This window comes from Roseibium sp. AWQ4_254 (genome assembly GCF_056161025.1).
Map to the genome: position 1 here is coordinate 82325 of NZ_JBSWYH010000015.1, position 16075 is coordinate 98399.

General features: G+C 61.4%; 14 protein-coding genes. 3 read left to right on the forward strand and 11 right to left on the reverse strand.

Annotation, left to right across the window (positions count from 1 at the left end; genetic code table 11):
• Window positions 1-129: 129 nt before the first annotated feature.
• From ACXAIC_RS13230 to ACXAIC_RS13255, 6 genes are all read right to left on the reverse strand, one after another.
• Window positions 130-1374 (reverse strand): carbohydrate ABC transporter permease, encoded by a 1245-nt coding sequence (locus tag ACXAIC_RS13230; RefSeq protein WP_475179562.1) that lies wholly within the window; start codon window positions 1372-1374, stop codon window positions 130-132.
• Window positions 1371-2675 carry an ABC transporter permease subunit gene (locus ACXAIC_RS13235; RefSeq protein ID WP_475179564.1) on the reverse strand — a complete coding sequence of 435 codons (1305 nt, stop codon included), beginning with the start codon at window positions 2673-2675 and terminating at the stop codon, window positions 1371-1373. The genes ACXAIC_RS13230 and ACXAIC_RS13235 overlap by 4 nt, the downstream gene beginning before the upstream one ends.
• Window positions 2676-2921: 246 nt before the next feature.
• Window positions 2922-4271 carry an ABC transporter substrate-binding protein gene (locus ACXAIC_RS13240; RefSeq protein ID WP_475179567.1) on the reverse strand — a complete coding sequence of 450 codons (1350 nt, stop codon included), beginning with the start codon at window positions 4269-4271 and terminating at the stop codon, window positions 2922-2924.
• Between the two features lie 16 nt (window positions 4272-4287).
• Complete coding sequence (locus ACXAIC_RS13245; protein WP_475179570.1) at window positions 4288-5379, reverse strand: LacI family DNA-binding transcriptional regulator; 1092 nt, start codon at window positions 5377-5379, stop codon at window positions 4288-4290.
• Between the two features lie 782 nt (window positions 5380-6161).
• The gene (locus ACXAIC_RS13250; protein ID WP_475179574.1) at window positions 6162-7343 is read right to left on the reverse strand and encodes a GAK system CofD-like protein; all 1182 of its coding nucleotides are present in this window, start codon (window positions 7341-7343) and stop codon (window positions 6162-6164) included.
• A gap of 150 nt (window positions 7344-7493) precedes the next feature.
• Entirely contained in the window at window positions 7494-8750 is a 1257-nt protein-coding gene (locus tag ACXAIC_RS13255) for a glycerate kinase type-2 family protein (protein WP_475179577.1), read from the reverse strand.
• A 221-nt stretch (window positions 8751-8971) separates the two neighbouring features.
• Between ACXAIC_RS13255 and ACXAIC_RS13260 the strand changes: the two genes are divergently transcribed.
• Window positions 8972-9358: a DUF427 domain-containing protein gene (locus tag ACXAIC_RS13260; protein ID WP_475179582.1), complete on the forward strand. Its 387-nt coding sequence runs from the start codon at window positions 8972-8974 to the stop codon at window positions 9356-9358.
• A 14-nt stretch (window positions 9359-9372) separates the two neighbouring features.
• On the opposite strand, the gene ACXAIC_RS13265 is transcribed toward ACXAIC_RS13260, so the two are convergent.
• The 5 genes from ACXAIC_RS13265 to ACXAIC_RS13285 are packed head-to-tail and all read right to left on the reverse strand — an operon-like array spanning window position 9373 to window position 13136.
• Entirely contained in the window at window positions 9373-9744 is a 372-nt protein-coding gene (locus ACXAIC_RS13265; protein ID WP_475179585.1) for a hotdog family protein, read from the reverse strand.
• Entirely contained in the window at window positions 9741-10130 is a 390-nt protein-coding gene (locus tag ACXAIC_RS13270) for a MaoC/PaaZ C-terminal domain-containing protein (RefSeq protein WP_475179588.1), read from the reverse strand. Before ACXAIC_RS13270 ends, ACXAIC_RS13265 begins: the two co-directional genes overlap by 4 nt.
• A 3-nt stretch (window positions 10131-10133) precedes the next feature.
• Entirely contained in the window at window positions 10134-11687 is a 1554-nt protein-coding gene (locus tag ACXAIC_RS13275; RefSeq protein WP_475179592.1) for an AMP-binding protein, read from the reverse strand.
• A 40-nt stretch (window positions 11688-11727) separates the two neighbouring features.
• Entirely contained in the window at window positions 11728-12513 is a 786-nt protein-coding gene (locus ACXAIC_RS13280) for an enoyl-CoA hydratase/isomerase family protein (RefSeq protein ID WP_475179596.1), read from the reverse strand.
• Window positions 12510-13136, reverse strand: a complete 627-nt coding sequence (locus ACXAIC_RS13285; RefSeq protein ID WP_475179599.1) for a TetR/AcrR family transcriptional regulator — start codon at window positions 13134-13136, stop codon at window positions 12510-12512. The genes ACXAIC_RS13280 and ACXAIC_RS13285 overlap by 4 nt, the downstream gene beginning before the upstream one ends.
• A gap of 374 nt (window positions 13137-13510) precedes the next feature.
• Between ACXAIC_RS13285 and hemA the strand changes: the two genes are divergently transcribed.
• On the forward strand, window positions 13511-14728 hold the full coding sequence (hemA, locus tag ACXAIC_RS13290; protein WP_475179605.1) for a 5-aminolevulinate synthase: 1218 nt from the start codon (window positions 13511-13513) through the stop codon (window positions 14726-14728).
• A 539-nt stretch (window positions 14729-15267) separates the two neighbouring features.
• Window positions 15268-16011, forward strand: coding sequence for a DUF1194 domain-containing protein (locus tag ACXAIC_RS13295; protein ID WP_475179613.1), 744 nt, complete (start codon window positions 15268-15270; stop codon window positions 16009-16011).
• The last annotated feature ends 64 nt before the right edge of the window (window positions 16012-16075 follow it).

A 16075-nucleotide genomic window follows, 5' to 3' on the forward strand; every position in this document is an offset into this window, starting at 1 on the left:
GCCTTTGCGGCCTCTTCCAAAAAAGATCGGGTCCTGAAGCGTTGCCTTCGCAACCAAATGCCGGAAACGCTCCAACTGGATGTGTCGCTGCACGTCCGGCACAAACCGGCACGCGTGCCGGGTGCCGCGCTAGCCTTTCACGCTGCCGGCCGTCAGCCCCTGTACCAGGAAGCGTTCGAACCAGAGGAAAATGACAAGAACGGGCACGGTCGCAATGACCGCGCCCGCCATGAGATGCTGACGGGGCACCTCGGAGGAATTCAGGGACACAACCCCGCGCGACAGGGTGAAAATGTCCGGATCGTCCAGGAACATGAAGGCGAACAGGAACTCGTTCCAGGCGATCATGAAGACATAGAGAGAAACGGAGGCAAGCGCGGGCAATGACAACGGCAAGGTGATTTTCAGGATCACCCCTACCCGGGAAAGCCCGTCCATCAGACCGGCTTCTTCCAGCTCTGACGGCAGCCCCCGGAAATAGCCCTGCAGCATGTAGAGCGCGACCGGAATGGTCGTGGCCGGATAGACGATCAGAAGCCCGGTCAAGGTGTTGCGCAGACCCAGCTGGGAGAAGACCGCATAAAGCGGGATCACCAGAACGATGGCCGGCACCATGTAGATCAGCAGCACCGAGCGGGCCAGCAGCGCCTGACCGGGAAAGCGCAGCCTGGAGACCGCATAGGCACCGGGCACGGAGAAAAGCAGGGTCAGCACCACGGTGGCGACGGAGACAAACGCGGAGACCAGAAGATAGCGGCCGAAATTGAACTGGGTGAACAGCTCCACATAGGAGCGGAACAGGCCGCTCACCCCTTGAGACAGGTCGATGGACAGATCCAGTGGATTCGCCAGAAGCGCCTGCTGGCTCTTAAGCGAGGTCATCACCATCACATAGAATGGCAGGGCCACGATGATGGAAAAGACGATGAACCCGATCCCCTTGGCAATGCGGATATAGACCACCTCCCGCTCATACCGGCTCATGGTGCCGAGCCGGGCGCCCGCCAGACACTGGTGATTGGCATAGGTGATCCCGGCAACAAGGGTGATCAGGGCCAGCCCCTGCCAGACCGGCACAACGCTGAGGGACAGCGAAAAAGGCGCGGCGAACGACCCGGCCATGAGGACCAGAAATACGACTGCTGCCGCCGTCCCCCAAACGGATAGGCCTGCGGCCGCCGAGCTACTGCGCCAGACCAGCACAAGGGCACCGGCGAGACCGGCAAGACCGGCAGCGGTCACCTGCGGCAAGGCCACCTCTCCCGTGATCAAGGTGAGCGTAACGGCGGTCACCACGCATCCGGTCGCCCCCCAGATAAAACCGGTGACGGCGGCCAGAAGCACGCTGCCCGGTTTGAGACCAGCCTGGCTCATAGGCCTTCCTCCTTGGGTGAAAAGCGGATGAAGAGGGTGGCGAAAGTGACCAGCACGACAAAGACCACCACCGCGACAGCCGCGCCAGCGCCCAGATTCGACAGGGCAAACCCCTGCTCATAGACATCAACAGTGAGTGTGCGCGTGCCTGCATTGCCCCCGGTCAGAAGGAAAATGTCGTCGAACTTGTTGAAGGTCCAGATGAAGCGGAGCAGGAACAGAACCGACAGGATGCCCATCAGCTGGGGCAGCGACAGATACCAGAATTGCTGCAACGGCGTTGCGCCGTCCATTTCCGCCGCCTCGTACATGTCCGTGTTGATCGACTGCATGCGCGCCAGAATGAACAGGAAGGACAGGGGGAAATACCGCCACGCTTCAAAGGCGATCACCGTTGTCAGTGCCAGCGGGAACTCCAGCTCCAGCCCGAAAAGCGAAAAGGGAATGGACCGCTGGCCAAAGAAATTCACCGGATCGGACACCACGCCCATCTTGGTCAAGAGCGCATTGACCGTTCCGGAAAAGGGATCGAACAGCACCACCCAGGTGAAGGCGACCGCAATCACCGGGGAGACATAGGGAAACAGAAACAGACCACGCAGAACACCGCGCCCGGCAAAACTGGTGTGCAGCAACTGGGCGGCAAACAGGCCCAGGACCAGCGCCCCGCCGGTGCCGAAGATCGTATAATAGAACGTGACCCGAAGAACCGACCAGAATTCCTCTGCGCTGAAGATCCGCTGGAAGTTTTCAAGGGTGAAGTCGAAGCTGGTCAGAATGTTGTCCGCGTCCCCGCTCACCACCGGCGTGCTCGCCCGCTCCGGACGGCTGGCTGCCAGAAAGGCCGCGTCCACGGTGCCGGCCAGTTTCAGCCGTTCCCGCCATCCCGGCGCGACGGTGCCGATCCGGCAGGTCAGTGCCCGCCCGTCCAGAGCGCAAGGAGCCGGCAGGGCTGTGACCGCAAAGCCTTCCGGGATCTCATCCTGCAGGACCACATCGCGGATCTCTGCGTCCCTTGAAGAGTTGCGCAGCCGGTATTCCAGCTCCGCGCTGTCTCCCGGCGCAGCCGGACGGCCACGCAGGCGTTCATTGACGAGCACGGTCGGCGGACGCAAATCCGCCAGCTGCACCGGTTTCACGCTGATCCAGAAATTGGCCAGCAGCGGACCGGCCACAATCATCAGGATGATGGCAAAGGTCGGCGCCAGCATCAGATAGGCCAGCCACATCTCCCGGCGCTGCATGGGGCCAACGCCTTTGGGCGGCCCTTGATTGTCGCGCTGATCGGTTTGTGCACTCATGAATCTTGCTCTGGATCCCGTTCCGGGTTGTTCTTTGGGTGTTGATTGGTCTGATCGATGGGGCCGGCACCTGCCCGGCTCCGGCGCAGGCACACAGCCGGTCCGGAGAACAGTCCCCGCCCACGCGCCCCGTGGGCCCAGCAGAAAGGGAAAAGAGCCGGTGCACACCACCTCTTCCGGCGTCATAGCCAGCCCTTTGGCGTAAAACCGGCACCGCTCTGACAGAGCGGTACCGGCAGCCGAGTCTTACTGGATCTTGGCCAGTTCCTCATTGAGCTTGGCAACGGTGGCCGCCGCATCGCGCTCGTCATCGATATATTCGCGCACAAGGCGGTTGATGACCTGGCTGTTGATGATCTTGGACGCAAGCGAAAGCTGGCCTTCTTTCACCCCCCAGCGGCTGGCCGTGTCGAGACCGGCCACAATGGTCTTGATCGTTTCAAGATCATAAAGATCGGTCAGCGGCGCCTTTCGGTCGACCCCGACCGGCAGTTTCGACCAGCCTTCCACAAACGCAGACGGGTTATCAGCCGTGCCCCGGCGGATCGGGAACTTGCCCTCCGGCGCAATCGACAGGGTCGCCAGATAGCCCTCATCCATGGAGAACTCGACAAACTGCATCGCTGCCTCTGTGTCGGCGTCATTGGTGATGCCGAAATACCGGATATCCCCCCAGGCTGCGCCATCGGGGTTGGAGGGTCCGCGCAAGGTCGTCACGATGCCGGTCTTGGAGGCCAGTTCCCTGGACGCCGGGTCGTCATTGATGGTCGGGGGCGCACTGTCGCGCAGTCCGGCCAGCTCATCCAGAATGAAGGGTGACCATATGATCATGGCCGCTTTGCCAGCAAAATAAAGTTCCCGCGACTGTTTCCAGAATAGGTCTCCCGGAGGCGATGCCTTGGCGATGGCCTTGTAGAAGTCGAGCGCCTCGATGGTTTTCTTCTCGTCCAGCGGCTTGAAGCCCTTGCCATCCACCGGGGTTACCCCGTTGGCCAGCAGCACATGCTCCAGAACCTGGCTCATGAAATTCTCGTCGATCTTTGTCGCGGCCACAAACCCGAACATCTCCGGAGGATTGTGCAGCTTTTCGACGGCGGCCAGAATGTTCTCATAGCTGTCGGGCGCGGCCAGGCCGTTTTCCTCAAACAGGTCCTTGCGGTAGATAACCATCTGGGTCCAGCCATCCACCGGCACGGAGGCATATTCGCCCTCAAAGGATGCCATGTTGACGGCACCGGGCGCGAAGGTTTCAACGCCAAGGGTCTCAATCACTTCGCTCGCTGCTTCTGTGTCCAGAATACCGGCCTCGGCCCAGGGCAGCGCATATTGCAGCGTGTGATAGATGACATCCGGCAGATCCCCGGCGGCAAAGGCGGCCGTTGCCCGCGTGCCGAGATCGGACTCCGACACCGGAATGACCTCAACCTCAATGCCGGTCTTCTCCTTGAAGGCCGCAGCCATCTCTTCCTGCTTGGCCAGCCGCTCGGGCTGTTCTTCCGTGGTCCAGAACCGAAGGGTTTCGGCCTGCGCTGCGCTCAAGCCAAGGGCGACCAGCCCCGCAAGGCCTGCGGCCAGGAATTTCGTCCTCCCAAACATTCTCAGTCTCCTTCTTTTAAGAAAGCGGCTGTTGGTTCAGCCGGTCCCGGAGCACCTGTGCGAGTGCATCCGGTGTCATGGAAGGCGCGCCATCGGAGGCGCGCCGGATCAGTTTTGCTTTTGCAAGCGCCTGAAGGTTCTGGGGCGGTTTGCCGTTCAGAACATCCACCAGCATGCGGGCAACCCGCCCGCCCGCTTCCTGCGCGCTTTGTGAAAAGGTCGTTAGCGGTGGATCAAGATATTCACCCACCGGCAGGCCGTCATAGCCGATCACCGTCACATCCGATCCGGCCCTGAGACCGAATTTGCGGCAGAATTGAACAGCCCCGATGGCCAGGGAATCGGTGGCGCATAACAGGGCGGTCGGCGGCACGGGCTGCGACAGCAGGTCCTGTGCGCCTGCCAAACCGCCCGCTTCGCTGAGGACCTGAAGGCTCTCAAGGTCCGGGTCCGGTGCGACCCCGAGCGCGGCCAGCCCCTGGCGGTAACCGTCCCGGCGCTGGCGGGCAAAATTGAGCTCCAGCGGACCGCCCAGAAACCCGATCCGCGCATGTCCGAGGCTGTAAAGATGGCGGACCCCGTCCGCAAAGGCCGTTTCATTGTCAATGTCGAACCAGGCGTAGCTGGCTGGCTCACCGGTGCGGCCATGGGCGACAAAGGGGAAATTATGGTCGCGCAGATAGGCAATGCGCGGATCATCCACTTCCGTGCGCGTGACGATAAAGCCGTCAACCTTGCGCCGCGCGATCAGCCGTTTGAGGGTCGCAATCATGTGATCACGCGAATGGGCCGTGGTCACCAGAAGATCGAGCCCCAGTTCGTCCAGCGCCCGGGCAATGCCATCGATGAACTCGGCCAGAAACGGATCCGCGCCGTTGCCATGACCCACCGGGATCACGATGCCAAGTGTGTCCTGGCGCCCCCGCTTCAAGTTGCGCGCAGTTGCCGACGGCTGGTAGCCGAGATCCTGCACCGCCTTCAAAATGCGCTTGCGGGTCCCTTCGGAAATGTCGGTGTAGTTGTTGAGGACGCGCGACACCGTTCCCTTGGCCACGCCCACATGGCGTGCCACGTCGTCAATGGTCACGGACCCTCTTGCGCGCGACATGCATCCTCCCGATGGGCCTCAAGCCCGGTTCCGGGCCTGCTCCCGATGGGACACGGGGCGGCCTCTGATTAATTTTAAGTGTTCCAAAACCGGTTTCGGAAGTCAACAAAATCGGTTTTGTAAACGAAAAAACTTTTTTCGCAGTGCGGCAACCCTCTGAATTCGCGGCAAAACATATCTGGAAACCGTTTCGGGACCCCAAGCTGTAAGCGCGCTTTTCAAGCACCCCGCCCCCGGATCTCCGTTTCGCCGCATCCTGCACGACGAAGCGGTCGACTCTGGTAAAGTGTCTGAAACTCAGCCAGGAGTTCCATACCGTCCCGGCCCTCAGCCGGGACCCTACTGGCCTATCTGGACAAAACCCGTCGCTCTGTATCGGCGGCAGTAGCCCCGGCTCAGGGCCGGGACGGCGCGGGGGCATTCTTGCTCGCACGGCCTCTTTCCAAAGCCTGAGCCGTTCGCCCCCTTTGTCCTGAAGAAGGCCGCAAACCTGTCTCGAAGGATAGGCCGCTTATTCTGAACGTGCCGCCCATCTTTCGAGACGGACCTGACGATCCTCCTCAAGATGAGGCAAAGGGGGAGATCCACTCCCCAGCCAAGCCTACCATGCCGCCCCGGCCCTGAGCCGGGACCCTTCTACCCATCTGAACAAGACCCCGCACTCTGTTGCAGCGGCAGGGGTCCCGGCTCAAGGCCCGGACGGCGCGGGGGTATACGTGCTCGCAGAGCCGCGTTCCAACGCCAGCCATGAAACAAAAGAGACCAACTCTCCCCTGCCCGCATCACGCGAGCGACACCAGCGCCTCACACAGCGGAATGGGATCATAGAAAGGCGCCGAGTCTTTGCTCACCAGATCCAGCCTTAAGACCGTGATCCCCCGGGCGCTGATCTCAGCGGTCGCGCCTTCCGGCACACTTGCATCGACTATGACAAAATTGAGCAGCCGGTGAACCGGACAATCGGCTCCGGCGTCCCGGTGCAGATAGGTCAACAGCGTGTGGACCTTGTCGGCCAGCGTGAGGCCGCCCGCTTCCGGGTCCTCTCCGAGGCTCGGCACATAGATTTTCGGCACCGTGCGGGCCGCAACGGACCGTCCCACGCCCTCGGGGAGAAGATTGGCCATCAGGCTGGTGTAAAAGCTGCCCGGGGCATAGCAGACCAGATCGGCAGACTGGATCAGCGAGCGGTTGCGCTCCGGAAAGCGGGAGGTCGCCGGGTCTTTCACCTTCAGGCCGTGATTCAAAAAGAAATCCTTGATCGGCGAGCGCAGCGCCGGATGTTCCTTGCCGGTCAGAAGATGCTGGCCGATCACTACCTCGCCATTGGCAAGCTCCGCCCCCAGATGGAGATTGTCGTCGGTCACCGCCCGCACGGTGCCCTGCACCCCCACGAGCTTGGACACCAGGAAGATGATCGGCTCCAACTGCTGGTTCTGGTTGAGATAGCCCCCAGCCAGAATGAGATTGCCGATGCTTGCCCCGCGCAGATCAAACCCCTTTGGGCAGGCCGCCCGGAACATGCCGAGCTGGTTCTGGATCAGAATGCGCATCGGCTGGTCGATAGGCTCCACCAGCGCATGGGTGCCGGCAATCATCGCATCCAGTTCTCCGCCCAGATCCTCTGGCCGCGCGGATTTGGCAAAGCGGTGCGTGAACAGGCGGAACACATCCGGATGGCCCAGCACCGTCTCATCGGCCAGCGCCATCAGACGGCTGCGCAGATCACCGATGGCAGGCATGTTGAAGGCCAGGCGCAGGCCTTGGGAACTGCCGCCGGAATCAAACGGTGTCACCAGATGGATGGAATTATGGGTGTAGCGTTTAAGACATTGCGACACCCCGTTGAGCGCCGAACCGCCACTGAAAAACAACAGACGCGGCCCCAGCTTGGGGTTGGATTGAAACCGCTCGATCCGGAACGGGTCGGGCATGCGCACCGCGCGTGTGATCGTGACTTCGGACATTGCCTCTTCCGCTAGACCTTTTCAAGCTGCACCGGCGTCCCCCGGTCTGGCTGTGATGCCGCCGGAGCCTTTCCTTTAGCACCACTCTTCTGACAATCGTCTCTCCCGCATGCGGACGCAAAACCGGAAACCACTTTTGCTGGAAGTGCTCTATGAAATCCATATGGCACGGAAATCATTTACATTTGTCAATGTCGGTCCTGTGACGACCTGATCCCCGATCCGCTCAAAAAACGTATGGGCGTCATTCTTTTCCAGCGCAGCCGCAGCCGGGATGCCTGCCGCCTGCGCCTTTTCAAGGGTGTCCGGCCCGATCCTGGCACCGGCCACTTCAGCGGCCCCATCCACGCCGTCCGTATCGCAGGCGATGGCGTGAATGCCCGCCGCGCCGTTCAGGGCCAGCGCCAGGGCAAGCGCATATTCCGCATTCGGCCCGCCAACGCCCGAACCGGTGCGGGTCACGGTCAGCTCGCCGCCGGAAAGCAACACCAGGGGGCGGTCCTTGCCCTTCCTGCTGGTCTGCCGGGCAAGGGCAAGCGCCGCATGCTCGCGGGCCACGTCCCGCGCCTCGCCTTCCAGCGCATCACCGAGGATCTCCACGTCACAGCCCGCCGCCCCGGCCCGCGCCCCTGCCGCCTCCAACGACTGGGACGGGGCCGCAAAAATCGTATTGGTCACCCGGGACAACCTTGCGTCATCAGGCGGCAACACCGCGGTCGGTCCCGCAAGAACCGCCGACACGGAGGCCGGCACGCTGAGACCCCAGCGCTCCAGGATCGCGGCAGCCTCTGACGCTGTGCTGCGGTCGCCCACCGTCGGCCCGGAGCCAATCTCCGCCGGATCGTCCCCCGGCACATCGGACAGAAGCAGCGCCAGCATGGAAGCCGGGGCGCAGGCCGCAGCCAGTTGGCCGCCCTTGACGGCGCTCAGGTGTTTGCGGACCAAATTCATCTGTCCAATGGGCGCTCCAGACGCCAAAAGGCTCTGATTGACCGCCTGTTTTTCCGCCAGGGTGATGGCCCCGGCCGGAGCCGTCAGCAGTGCCGATGCCCCCCCCGAAATCAGCGCCAGCACAAAGTCGCCGTCCCCCAGTCCCTCCAGCAGGGCCAGCATCCGGCGCGTTGCCTGCAATCCTGCCTCATCCGGCACCGGATGGGCCGCTTCGACAATCTCAATCCCCACACAAGGGCGCCCATAGCCATAGCGGGTGATAACCAGTCCCTCGCACGGGCCCCAGGCCGCCTCCACCGCCTCCGCCATGCGGGCCGAGGCCTTGCCTGCCCCGATCACCACACAGCGGCCAGCCGGTTTTTCCGGCAGAAAGGCCGACAGGCTCTGCATCGGGTCCGCGACCTCCACTGCCTTTGAAAACAGGTGGGACAGGAGGTCGGCCGGCTGCATGGTCATCTGGGTCTCACTTCTTCCGTTTGGACAGGTTTGATCTGTTTGAGCCGGGTTCGGCAGACTTTTCAAGCCTCAATCGAACACCTTGCGGTCGCGAGGTGCCTGAAACAGGGCCGGTGCGTCTCAAAATCCCTTTGCAAAACCAGCCCGTGCCCTTGCGATCTGCCGCCCGCCACCACATGTCTTTTGCTGTCCAAAAGGAATGCCCCCATTGGAGACCGGCGATGAACGCTGCCCTTCCCGCTTTTGACGGCGCCATCCGCAACCCGAACGACCCGGGCCACCTGATGGTGATCAAGCCGGTTCCGCGCCGCATCCGCGTCCTGGCTGGCGGAACGCTTCTGGCAGACAGCCGGACCGCGCTCCGGGTCCTGGAAATCGGAAAATCCGTCTATGACCCGGTGTTCTATCTGCCTGAGGCAGATTGCCTCGGCAGTCTGACCCCTCTCGACAGAACCACCTTTTGTCCGATCAAGGGCACTGCAGGGTATCTTGCGTTTGAAGGCCGGGAAATCGGCTGGGTCTACCGCGAGCCTGTTCCCGCAAGCCGCCTTCTCAGGGATCATGTGGCGTTCTGGCCCGAAAAGACCGCCGTGACCGAAGGGGATTGACGTTTGGGCCGGACTCAGCCCTTGCCCACATCTTCCACATAGACAAGGGCCCGGCCCTGGCAGATCACCGTTCCGTCTGCGGCAACACACCGGGTTTCCAGATCGGCCAGATGTTTTTCCGGCCGCAGCCGGGTGATGGTCACCGTGGCGCTCAGCTCTTGCCCGACCGGCGCAGGCGCCAGAAACTCCAGGCTTTGCTTTAAGTAATTCGTGCCCCGGCCAGGCAGCTCCACCCCCAGAAGATAGGAGAACAGGCCGCCTATCAACGGCCCCGGAACGGTCGCAGGAATGGCCTCAGGATTGCCGGACAAACGGGCGAAGTCGCACATATCCTGATCCGTATAGCTGCGGGTGAGGCCCGCTGTTTGCCCTAGTTCCAGCGTCATGCGGCCTCTCCAAGATCACAGACCCCCGACAGGGTCACCGCGCCGTCTTGCGTGCGCGTCACCTCGATGATGATCCGGCCCGGCAGGTCCGCAGCTTCTTTGAACGAAAGGGTCAGTTCCTCTTGCGCATAGGCGGGATTGGGAAACATCAGGCTTTGCAGCGTGTGTGTCCGGCCCGGATACAGCGCCATGAGATGGCCAAAGACCCGCGTATAAAGCAGCATGCCGTGGGAGACGGTGCGCCCGAACCGGGTGCGGGCGGAAAACTCTGGATCCACATGGATCGGATTGTCATCCCCTGAAAGGCGCGCAAAAGCATCAAAATCCGCCTGGGCAGGTGTCCAGGTGAAAGTAGCCCCGCACGGGGCGTCAGCGGCGGCGGTCATGGTCTAAGCGGTCTCCGGTTGAAAAGCGGTGTCAGGCAAAGCCTCAAACGTGTCCTTCAGAATGTTCTTGCGGACCTTGCCAGCGGCGGTGCGCGGCATGTCTTCCACAATGGTGAACCTTTTCGGGATCTTGTAGGGCGCAAGCTGGCTGCGGCACCAGCCGCCAAGTGTGCTCGTGTCCAGGTTCTCGCCCCGGCGCAGGATCACAAAGGCCACTCCGGACTCGCCCCATTTGGCATCTGCAACGCCGACCACGGCCGCTTCCTGAACCGCCGGATGGCTGACCAGAACCTTTTCCACTTCCGCCGGATAGACGTTCTCGCCGCCGGAAATATACATGTCCTTGATCCGGTCGATGATGAAAAAATACCCGTCCTCATCGCGCCGCGCGACATCGCCGGATGTCAGCCAGCCATCCGTCGTGAACGCGGCGTCCGTTGCCTCCCGGTTGTCCATATAGCCGGGTGTGATGTTGGGGCCGCGGAACTGAACCTCGCCTTCCCCCGCCCCAGCAACAACAGCGCCCTCGCGATCAACCAGCCGCACATCGGTCAGGATTTGCGCTTTGCCGACAGAGCCAATCTTTGCGTCCGCATGAGCCTTGTCCATCAGGAACACCGTCGGGCCGGTCTCTGTCATGCCCATGCCATTACAGATGGTGACACCCCGCGTTTGAAAAGCCCTCAGGAGATGCTCGGGCACCGGCGCCCCACCGCAGCCAAGCGACTTCACGGCGCTGAAATCGATGCTGGCGATCCGCGGCGACGTTTCCAGGGCCTGATAGATGGCAGGCACACCAAAGAAAGCCGTCACATCGCCCTGATCCATCAGGGAGAGCACCGTTTCCGGATCGAATTTGCGCAAAACCGCTGACTGGCCGCCATTGAGAAAAATCGGCAAGGTCGGAAGGTTGATTCCAGCCGTGTGAAAGAGCGGCAGAAAATTGACACCTTTTTCCCCGATACTGAGCCCGGTGGCCTGACAATAATTGATCATATTGGCATAGGCCATTGCGCCCGTCTGGATCACCGCCTTGGGCAATCCGGTCGTGCCGGAGGTGAACAGGAGATACCAAGGGTCCTGCGCCCTGATCCGGCCGCCGCCAACCGGCCCGTAACCGGCCTCTGCCAGAAGAGGATCCAGAAGGCTGGCGGAACCGTCCCCCGCTCCAATTGGCAACACCTCCAAACCAGCCCTTGAAGCAAGCGCACGCGCAGGTGCGGCAAAAGCCTCATCGGCAAACAGAAGCCTCGCCTTTGAAGCCTCCAGAACCGGCTGCAACTCGGCCACCGGCTGACGCCAGTTGAGCGGCACCAGCAGGATGCCGGTCTTCTGAGCAGCAAACAGAGCGACAAAAAAATCAGGGTGATTGTGGCACAGAACCGCCACCCGGCAGCCCCGTTCAAGGCCCCGGCTCAGGAGAATGCGGCCAAGCCTTGAGGCCCGGTCATTGATCTCGGCGAAAGTGAAAGACCGGCCGCTGCCGTGATCCAGAAAGGCGATGGCCTCCGGCGTCAGCTCCGCCCGTTTTGCAGCCATATCCGTCAAAAACTCCATGTGTCCTCCCAGCACCTGGTCTTCCTTGGCCGCGAACGCCTCAGGCCCTTTTTTGTGTGAAAACCTTCATCCCGGCCAGCGTCTGCGGCAGGGTGATCAGCTCCAGAAACCGGGCCTTTTCCTGGTCCAGCCGCGTGCGGACCTCGGCGATGCGGTGCGCATCCCAAACCCCAGATCGCGTAGCCCGGTGCGTAAGCGCAGACTGGGCCGAGATCAGCCCGGTCCATCGGTCCATCTGCGCCTCCAGTTCAGAGCGCGGACAAATGGCACTGGCCAGTCCCAGATCAAGCGCTTCGTGCGCTGAAATCCGCGTGTTCAGATACTGGATTTCAAGCGCCTTTGCGGTTCCCACCCGGTCCGGCAAAAGTGCGGTCCATCCGCCGTCGGGCCCGAAACCGACCGTGCCATAATAGGGCTGCACAAAGGCCGTCTCGCTCATGGCCACCATGTCGGCCGCCAGCATAAGCCCGGTAGAACCACCGGTGACCGGACCGTTGACCGCCCCCAGCACTGGTACCGGAAACGACAACAGCCGCAGGATCACATCGTGAAGCGCATCAACCAGCTGGTCCGCATAGGCGTGAAGGGCCGCCAGCGAGCCGGACTTGTCCAGAAACCCGGAAATATCGCCGCCGGTTGAAAAGCTTGCGCCGCGTCCCGAAAGCACAAGGACGGATGGTCCCGCCTCTTCAGCCGCGTCAAGCGCCGCCGTCAAACCGGACAACAGGTCTGGCACAAGCGCATTGTGGCGTTCCAGACGGTTTAGCCAGATCCAGAAAGCGCCGTTGCGGCGCTCCGTCTCGACAAGACCGCGCAGGCTCTTCACGGTTTGAGCCCGTTTTCGATCAGGTCATAGGCGCTGTCCAAAAGATCGGGGATCGATGTTTTGGTTTCAAACACCACCAGCTGCTCACCCAGCGCCCGGGCAATGCCCATCAGCGCCCAGGCCCGGATATCCGCCTCGCCAGCAGAAATCTGGCCGGCGCTCTCAGCCACCCGCAAGCCTTTGCGGTAACCCTTGGCAAAGGCTGTGTAATATTCCCGGTAAGCGTGCGGATCGACAAAGAGGGCCTCCTGGACAATCCGGTAGAGGTCCGGATGCGCCTGAACGAATTCCAGAAAGGCCCGCAAACCGGCCTTTTCCGCATCCAGCCTGTCCTTGAGGCCGGATGTCGCCTCGGCAATGGAATGACGCACCAACCGTCCCATTTCCAGAACCAGTTCGGAAAAAACATCTTCCTTCGTTTTGAAATAGATGTAGAACGTTCCCTGCGCGACACCGGCTTCGCTGGTGATCTGTCCAATGGAGGCATCATTGTAGCCATTGGCCCCGATCACACGCTCGGCAGCCCCAAGAATCGCCTTTTTGGTCGCTTCACCTCGTGCCGTTTTCGGCTGGTTGGAAACTACCTTGGGCGGCATGTCTGCATCTTTGGCCGGTTTGGTCACCTTAAGCCCCTGAATTTTGAAACATGAACGAGTATTCATGTTTACATTGCGAAAGCAATACCTATCTTTAACGAAATAGAATCATTCTAAAATCGTCGCTTCACATCTGCAGAAGGATCTGACGGACCATATGGGCGAAACCGGACAATTGGCACGGGCCGCCAACTCTATGACTTTTAGACGCATCCGGCGTGTTTGACCTTGATCAAGGCAGCCCGTCTGATTATGCAGTTTTGAATAAGTTAAAGGTACCTGCTAATCTGGCAGTTTGAAGGCAGTGGACCTGACACAAGACGTCGCGAGGACGCGAACTCGGACGGTGAGGAAACAGAGGCGCCGGTTTCATGGAACCGGTGACAAAGAGGACCGGCAGAATGGACGTGAATGCGTATCTTGAGGAGCGCCTGAGCACCCTTCACGAAAATGGGAATTACCGGGTTTTTGCTGATCTTGAGCGCATGTCCGGAAACTTTCCACGCGCCGTCCGCTACCGGGAAGACGGGTCCACGCAGGACGTCACCGTTTGGTGTTCCAATGACTATCTGGGCATGGGCCAGCACGAAAAGGTCGTCGGCGCCATGCAGGACGTGATCGCAAGATGCGGCGCCGGGGCCGGCGGCACACGCAACATTTCCGGCACCAACCACTATCATGTGCTGCTGGAGCGGGAACTGGCGGATCTGCACGCCAAGGAAGCCGCCCTGATCTTCACCTCCGGCTATGTGTCCAACTGGGCCGCCCTGGGCACTCTTGCCTCGCAAGTGCCTGGCATGATCGTTTATTCCGACAGCCTGAACCATGCGTCCATGATCGAAGGCATCCGCCACGCGCGCTGCGAGAAGCGGATCTTCAAGCACAATGACTATGAGGATCTCGAACGCCAGATGGCCGCGGACGATCCCGCCGCGCCCAAACTGGTCGCCTTTGAAAGCGTCTATTCCATGGATGGCGACATTGCCCCCATTGAGAAGATCTGCGACGTGGCCGACAAATTCGGCGCCCTCACCTATCTGGATGAAGTGCATGCGGTCGGCATGTATGGCCCGCGTGGCGGCGGCGTTGCCGAACGCGACGGCCTGATGGACCGCCTCAGCATCATTGAAGGCACGCTCGGCAAGGCCTTTGGTGTCATGGGCGGCTATATCACCGGCAGCCGCACGATCATCGATTTCGTGCGTTCCTTCGCCTCAGGCTTTATCTTCACAACCGCCCTGCCGCCCGCCCTGGCCGCTGGCGCGACCGCGTCGATCCGGCATCTGAAGGACAGCCCGTTCGAGCGCAAGGCCCACAAGGACAAGGTTGCCCAGCTGCGCGCGGCGCTGGACAAGCGCGGTATTCCCCACATGGAAAACCCGAGCCATATCGTTCCGGTCATGGTGGGCGATGCCAAAAAATGCAAATGGATCTCCGACATCCTGCTGGAGACCTATGGCATCTATGTGCAGCCAATCAATTACCCGACCGTGCCGGTCGGCACCGAGCGCCTGCGTTTCACGCCAACCCCGCTCCACACGGCCGCCGATATCGAGCATCTGGCCAATTCGATCAATGATCTATGGTCCCAATGCGCCCTGGCCCGCGCCGTCGCCTGATCAGGCTCTGACCAAACAGCAGATACGGCCTCAAAGCGGTCCGTCCGGGCGCTCCCGTGCGTGTGCAGGCAGGTCTTCGCTTATTCGGCCCTTCCGGCTTCCATGCACTTCGCTGTCCCGGCCAACGCGCCGGGACCTTAAAAAAGCGCTGGTTACAAAACAGGTCCCACATCAGGTCCAGGACGGCGCGGAATATGCGGCGCACCGTCTTCTCAAATCCCCCCACACACTCGCTCATCTTGAGGAAGGCCGGAGGCACATCTCGAAAGAGCGAGCAGACACACCGGACAGGCGGCAAATCCTTCGCGACTGCGCTTACATCTCTCCTCAGGATGAGGTCGAGTGTTCTAAAGCGTACGCCCGGATGAAACTGGCATGGCAAAACATGGCCTCCCCCCAGCAGCTCGTGCCAGCGCCTGCCAGACGTGCCCGCGTGTCAGGCAAGGTGCCCAAATTCTGGCCTCACGGCGTGTGGTCTGCTTTTCCTTCCCGCCCACCGCCCTAGCTACCCTGCGGTGCCACTGGCTTGAGGAGCGGACATGATGCGGAATGCCTTTGTTGCCCTTATCTGGTGCCTCGTTGCGCTATGTCCCGCCAGGGCCGAAGAGCTCGACCTGGAACTTGTGCTGCTTGCAGATGCCACCGGCTCAATTGACGAGGCCGAAATCCGGTTTCAGCGGCGCGGATACGCCGAGGCGATTACGGACCCATCTGTGCTGAACGCGATTTTGGGCAACGCCTATGGCAAGATCGCCGTAACCTATGTGGAATGGGCGGACAGCAGCTCCCAGGACGTGGTGGTCGATTGGAGCGTCATTGACAGCAAACCGTCGGCAGAAGCGTTTGCCGCCCGGCTGATGGAGGCCCCGCGCCGGGCCTATGGTCGCAACGCGATTGGCGCCGCCCTGCTGAAAGGCAAGGAGCTGATCGAAACCAATCAATATCAGGGCTTGCGCCGGGTGATTGATTTGTCCGCCGACAGCGCCAACAACTGGAACGGACCGCCGATCCGCACAGCCCGGGACGCGGTTGTCTCAGCTGGCATTGTCATCAACGGCCTTGCGGTCCTGTGCCGCCACTGTTCAGGCCGTCCGGTCTCCTATGATCTGGAGCAGCGCTTTTATGACGAGATCATCGGCGGCCCGGCCGCCTTTGTGGTGACCGCCGACAGCGCCCGCACCTTTGCCGAAGCAGTGCGCAAAAAACTGGTTCTGGAAATCGCCTCCCGCCCCGAACAGGCAGAAGAAATCCTGCAGGACCTCGCGCAGCTGGCCACTGACTGAGATCCTGCAGCCAGAAACCCGTCTCGTCCCATGTCTGGCCGGATTGCCGGGCGCTCTCTGTCGC

Excerpts from the sequence above, each read along its gene's own strand:
- ACXAIC_RS13230 (WP_475179562.1), bottom strand. The coding sequence starts at position 1,374 with ATGAGCCAGGCTGGTCTCAAACCGGGCAGCGTGCTTCTGGCCGCCGTC.
- ACXAIC_RS13235 (WP_475179564.1), bottom strand. The coding sequence starts at position 2,675 with ATGAGTGCACAAACCGATCAGCGCGACAATCAAGGGCCGCCCAAAGGC.
- ACXAIC_RS13240 (WP_475179567.1), bottom strand. The coding sequence starts at position 4,271 with ATGTTTGGGAGGACGAAATTCCTGGCCGCAGGCCTTGCGGGGCTGGTC.
- ACXAIC_RS13245 (WP_475179570.1), bottom strand. The coding sequence starts at position 5,379 with ATGTCGCGCGCAAGAGGGTCCGTGACCATTGACGACGTGGCACGCCAT.
- ACXAIC_RS13250 (WP_475179574.1), bottom strand. The coding sequence starts at position 7,343 with ATGTCCGAAGTCACGATCACACGCGCGGTGCGCATGCCCGACCCGTTC.
- ACXAIC_RS13255 (WP_475179577.1), bottom strand. The coding sequence starts at position 8,750 with ATGACCATGCAGCCGGCCGACCTCCTGTCCCACCTGTTTTCAAAGGCA.
- ACXAIC_RS13260 (WP_475179582.1), top strand. The coding sequence starts at position 8,972 with ATGAACGCTGCCCTTCCCGCTTTTGACGGCGCCATCCGCAACCCGAAC.
- ACXAIC_RS13265 (WP_475179585.1), bottom strand. The coding sequence starts at position 9,744 with ATGACGCTGGAACTAGGGCAAACAGCGGGCCTCACCCGCAGCTATACG.
- ACXAIC_RS13270 (WP_475179588.1), bottom strand. The coding sequence starts at position 10,130 with ATGACCGCCGCCGCTGACGCCCCGTGCGGGGCTACTTTCACCTGGACA.
- ACXAIC_RS13275 (WP_475179592.1), bottom strand. The coding sequence starts at position 11,687 with ATGGAGTTTTTGACGGATATGGCTGCAAAACGGGCGGAGCTGACGCCG.
- hemA (WP_475179605.1), top strand. The coding sequence starts at position 13,511 with ATGGACGTGAATGCGTATCTTGAGGAGCGCCTGAGCACCCTTCACGAA.
- ACXAIC_RS13295 (WP_475179613.1), top strand. The coding sequence starts at position 15,268 with ATGATGCGGAATGCCTTTGTTGCCCTTATCTGGTGCCTCGTTGCGCTA.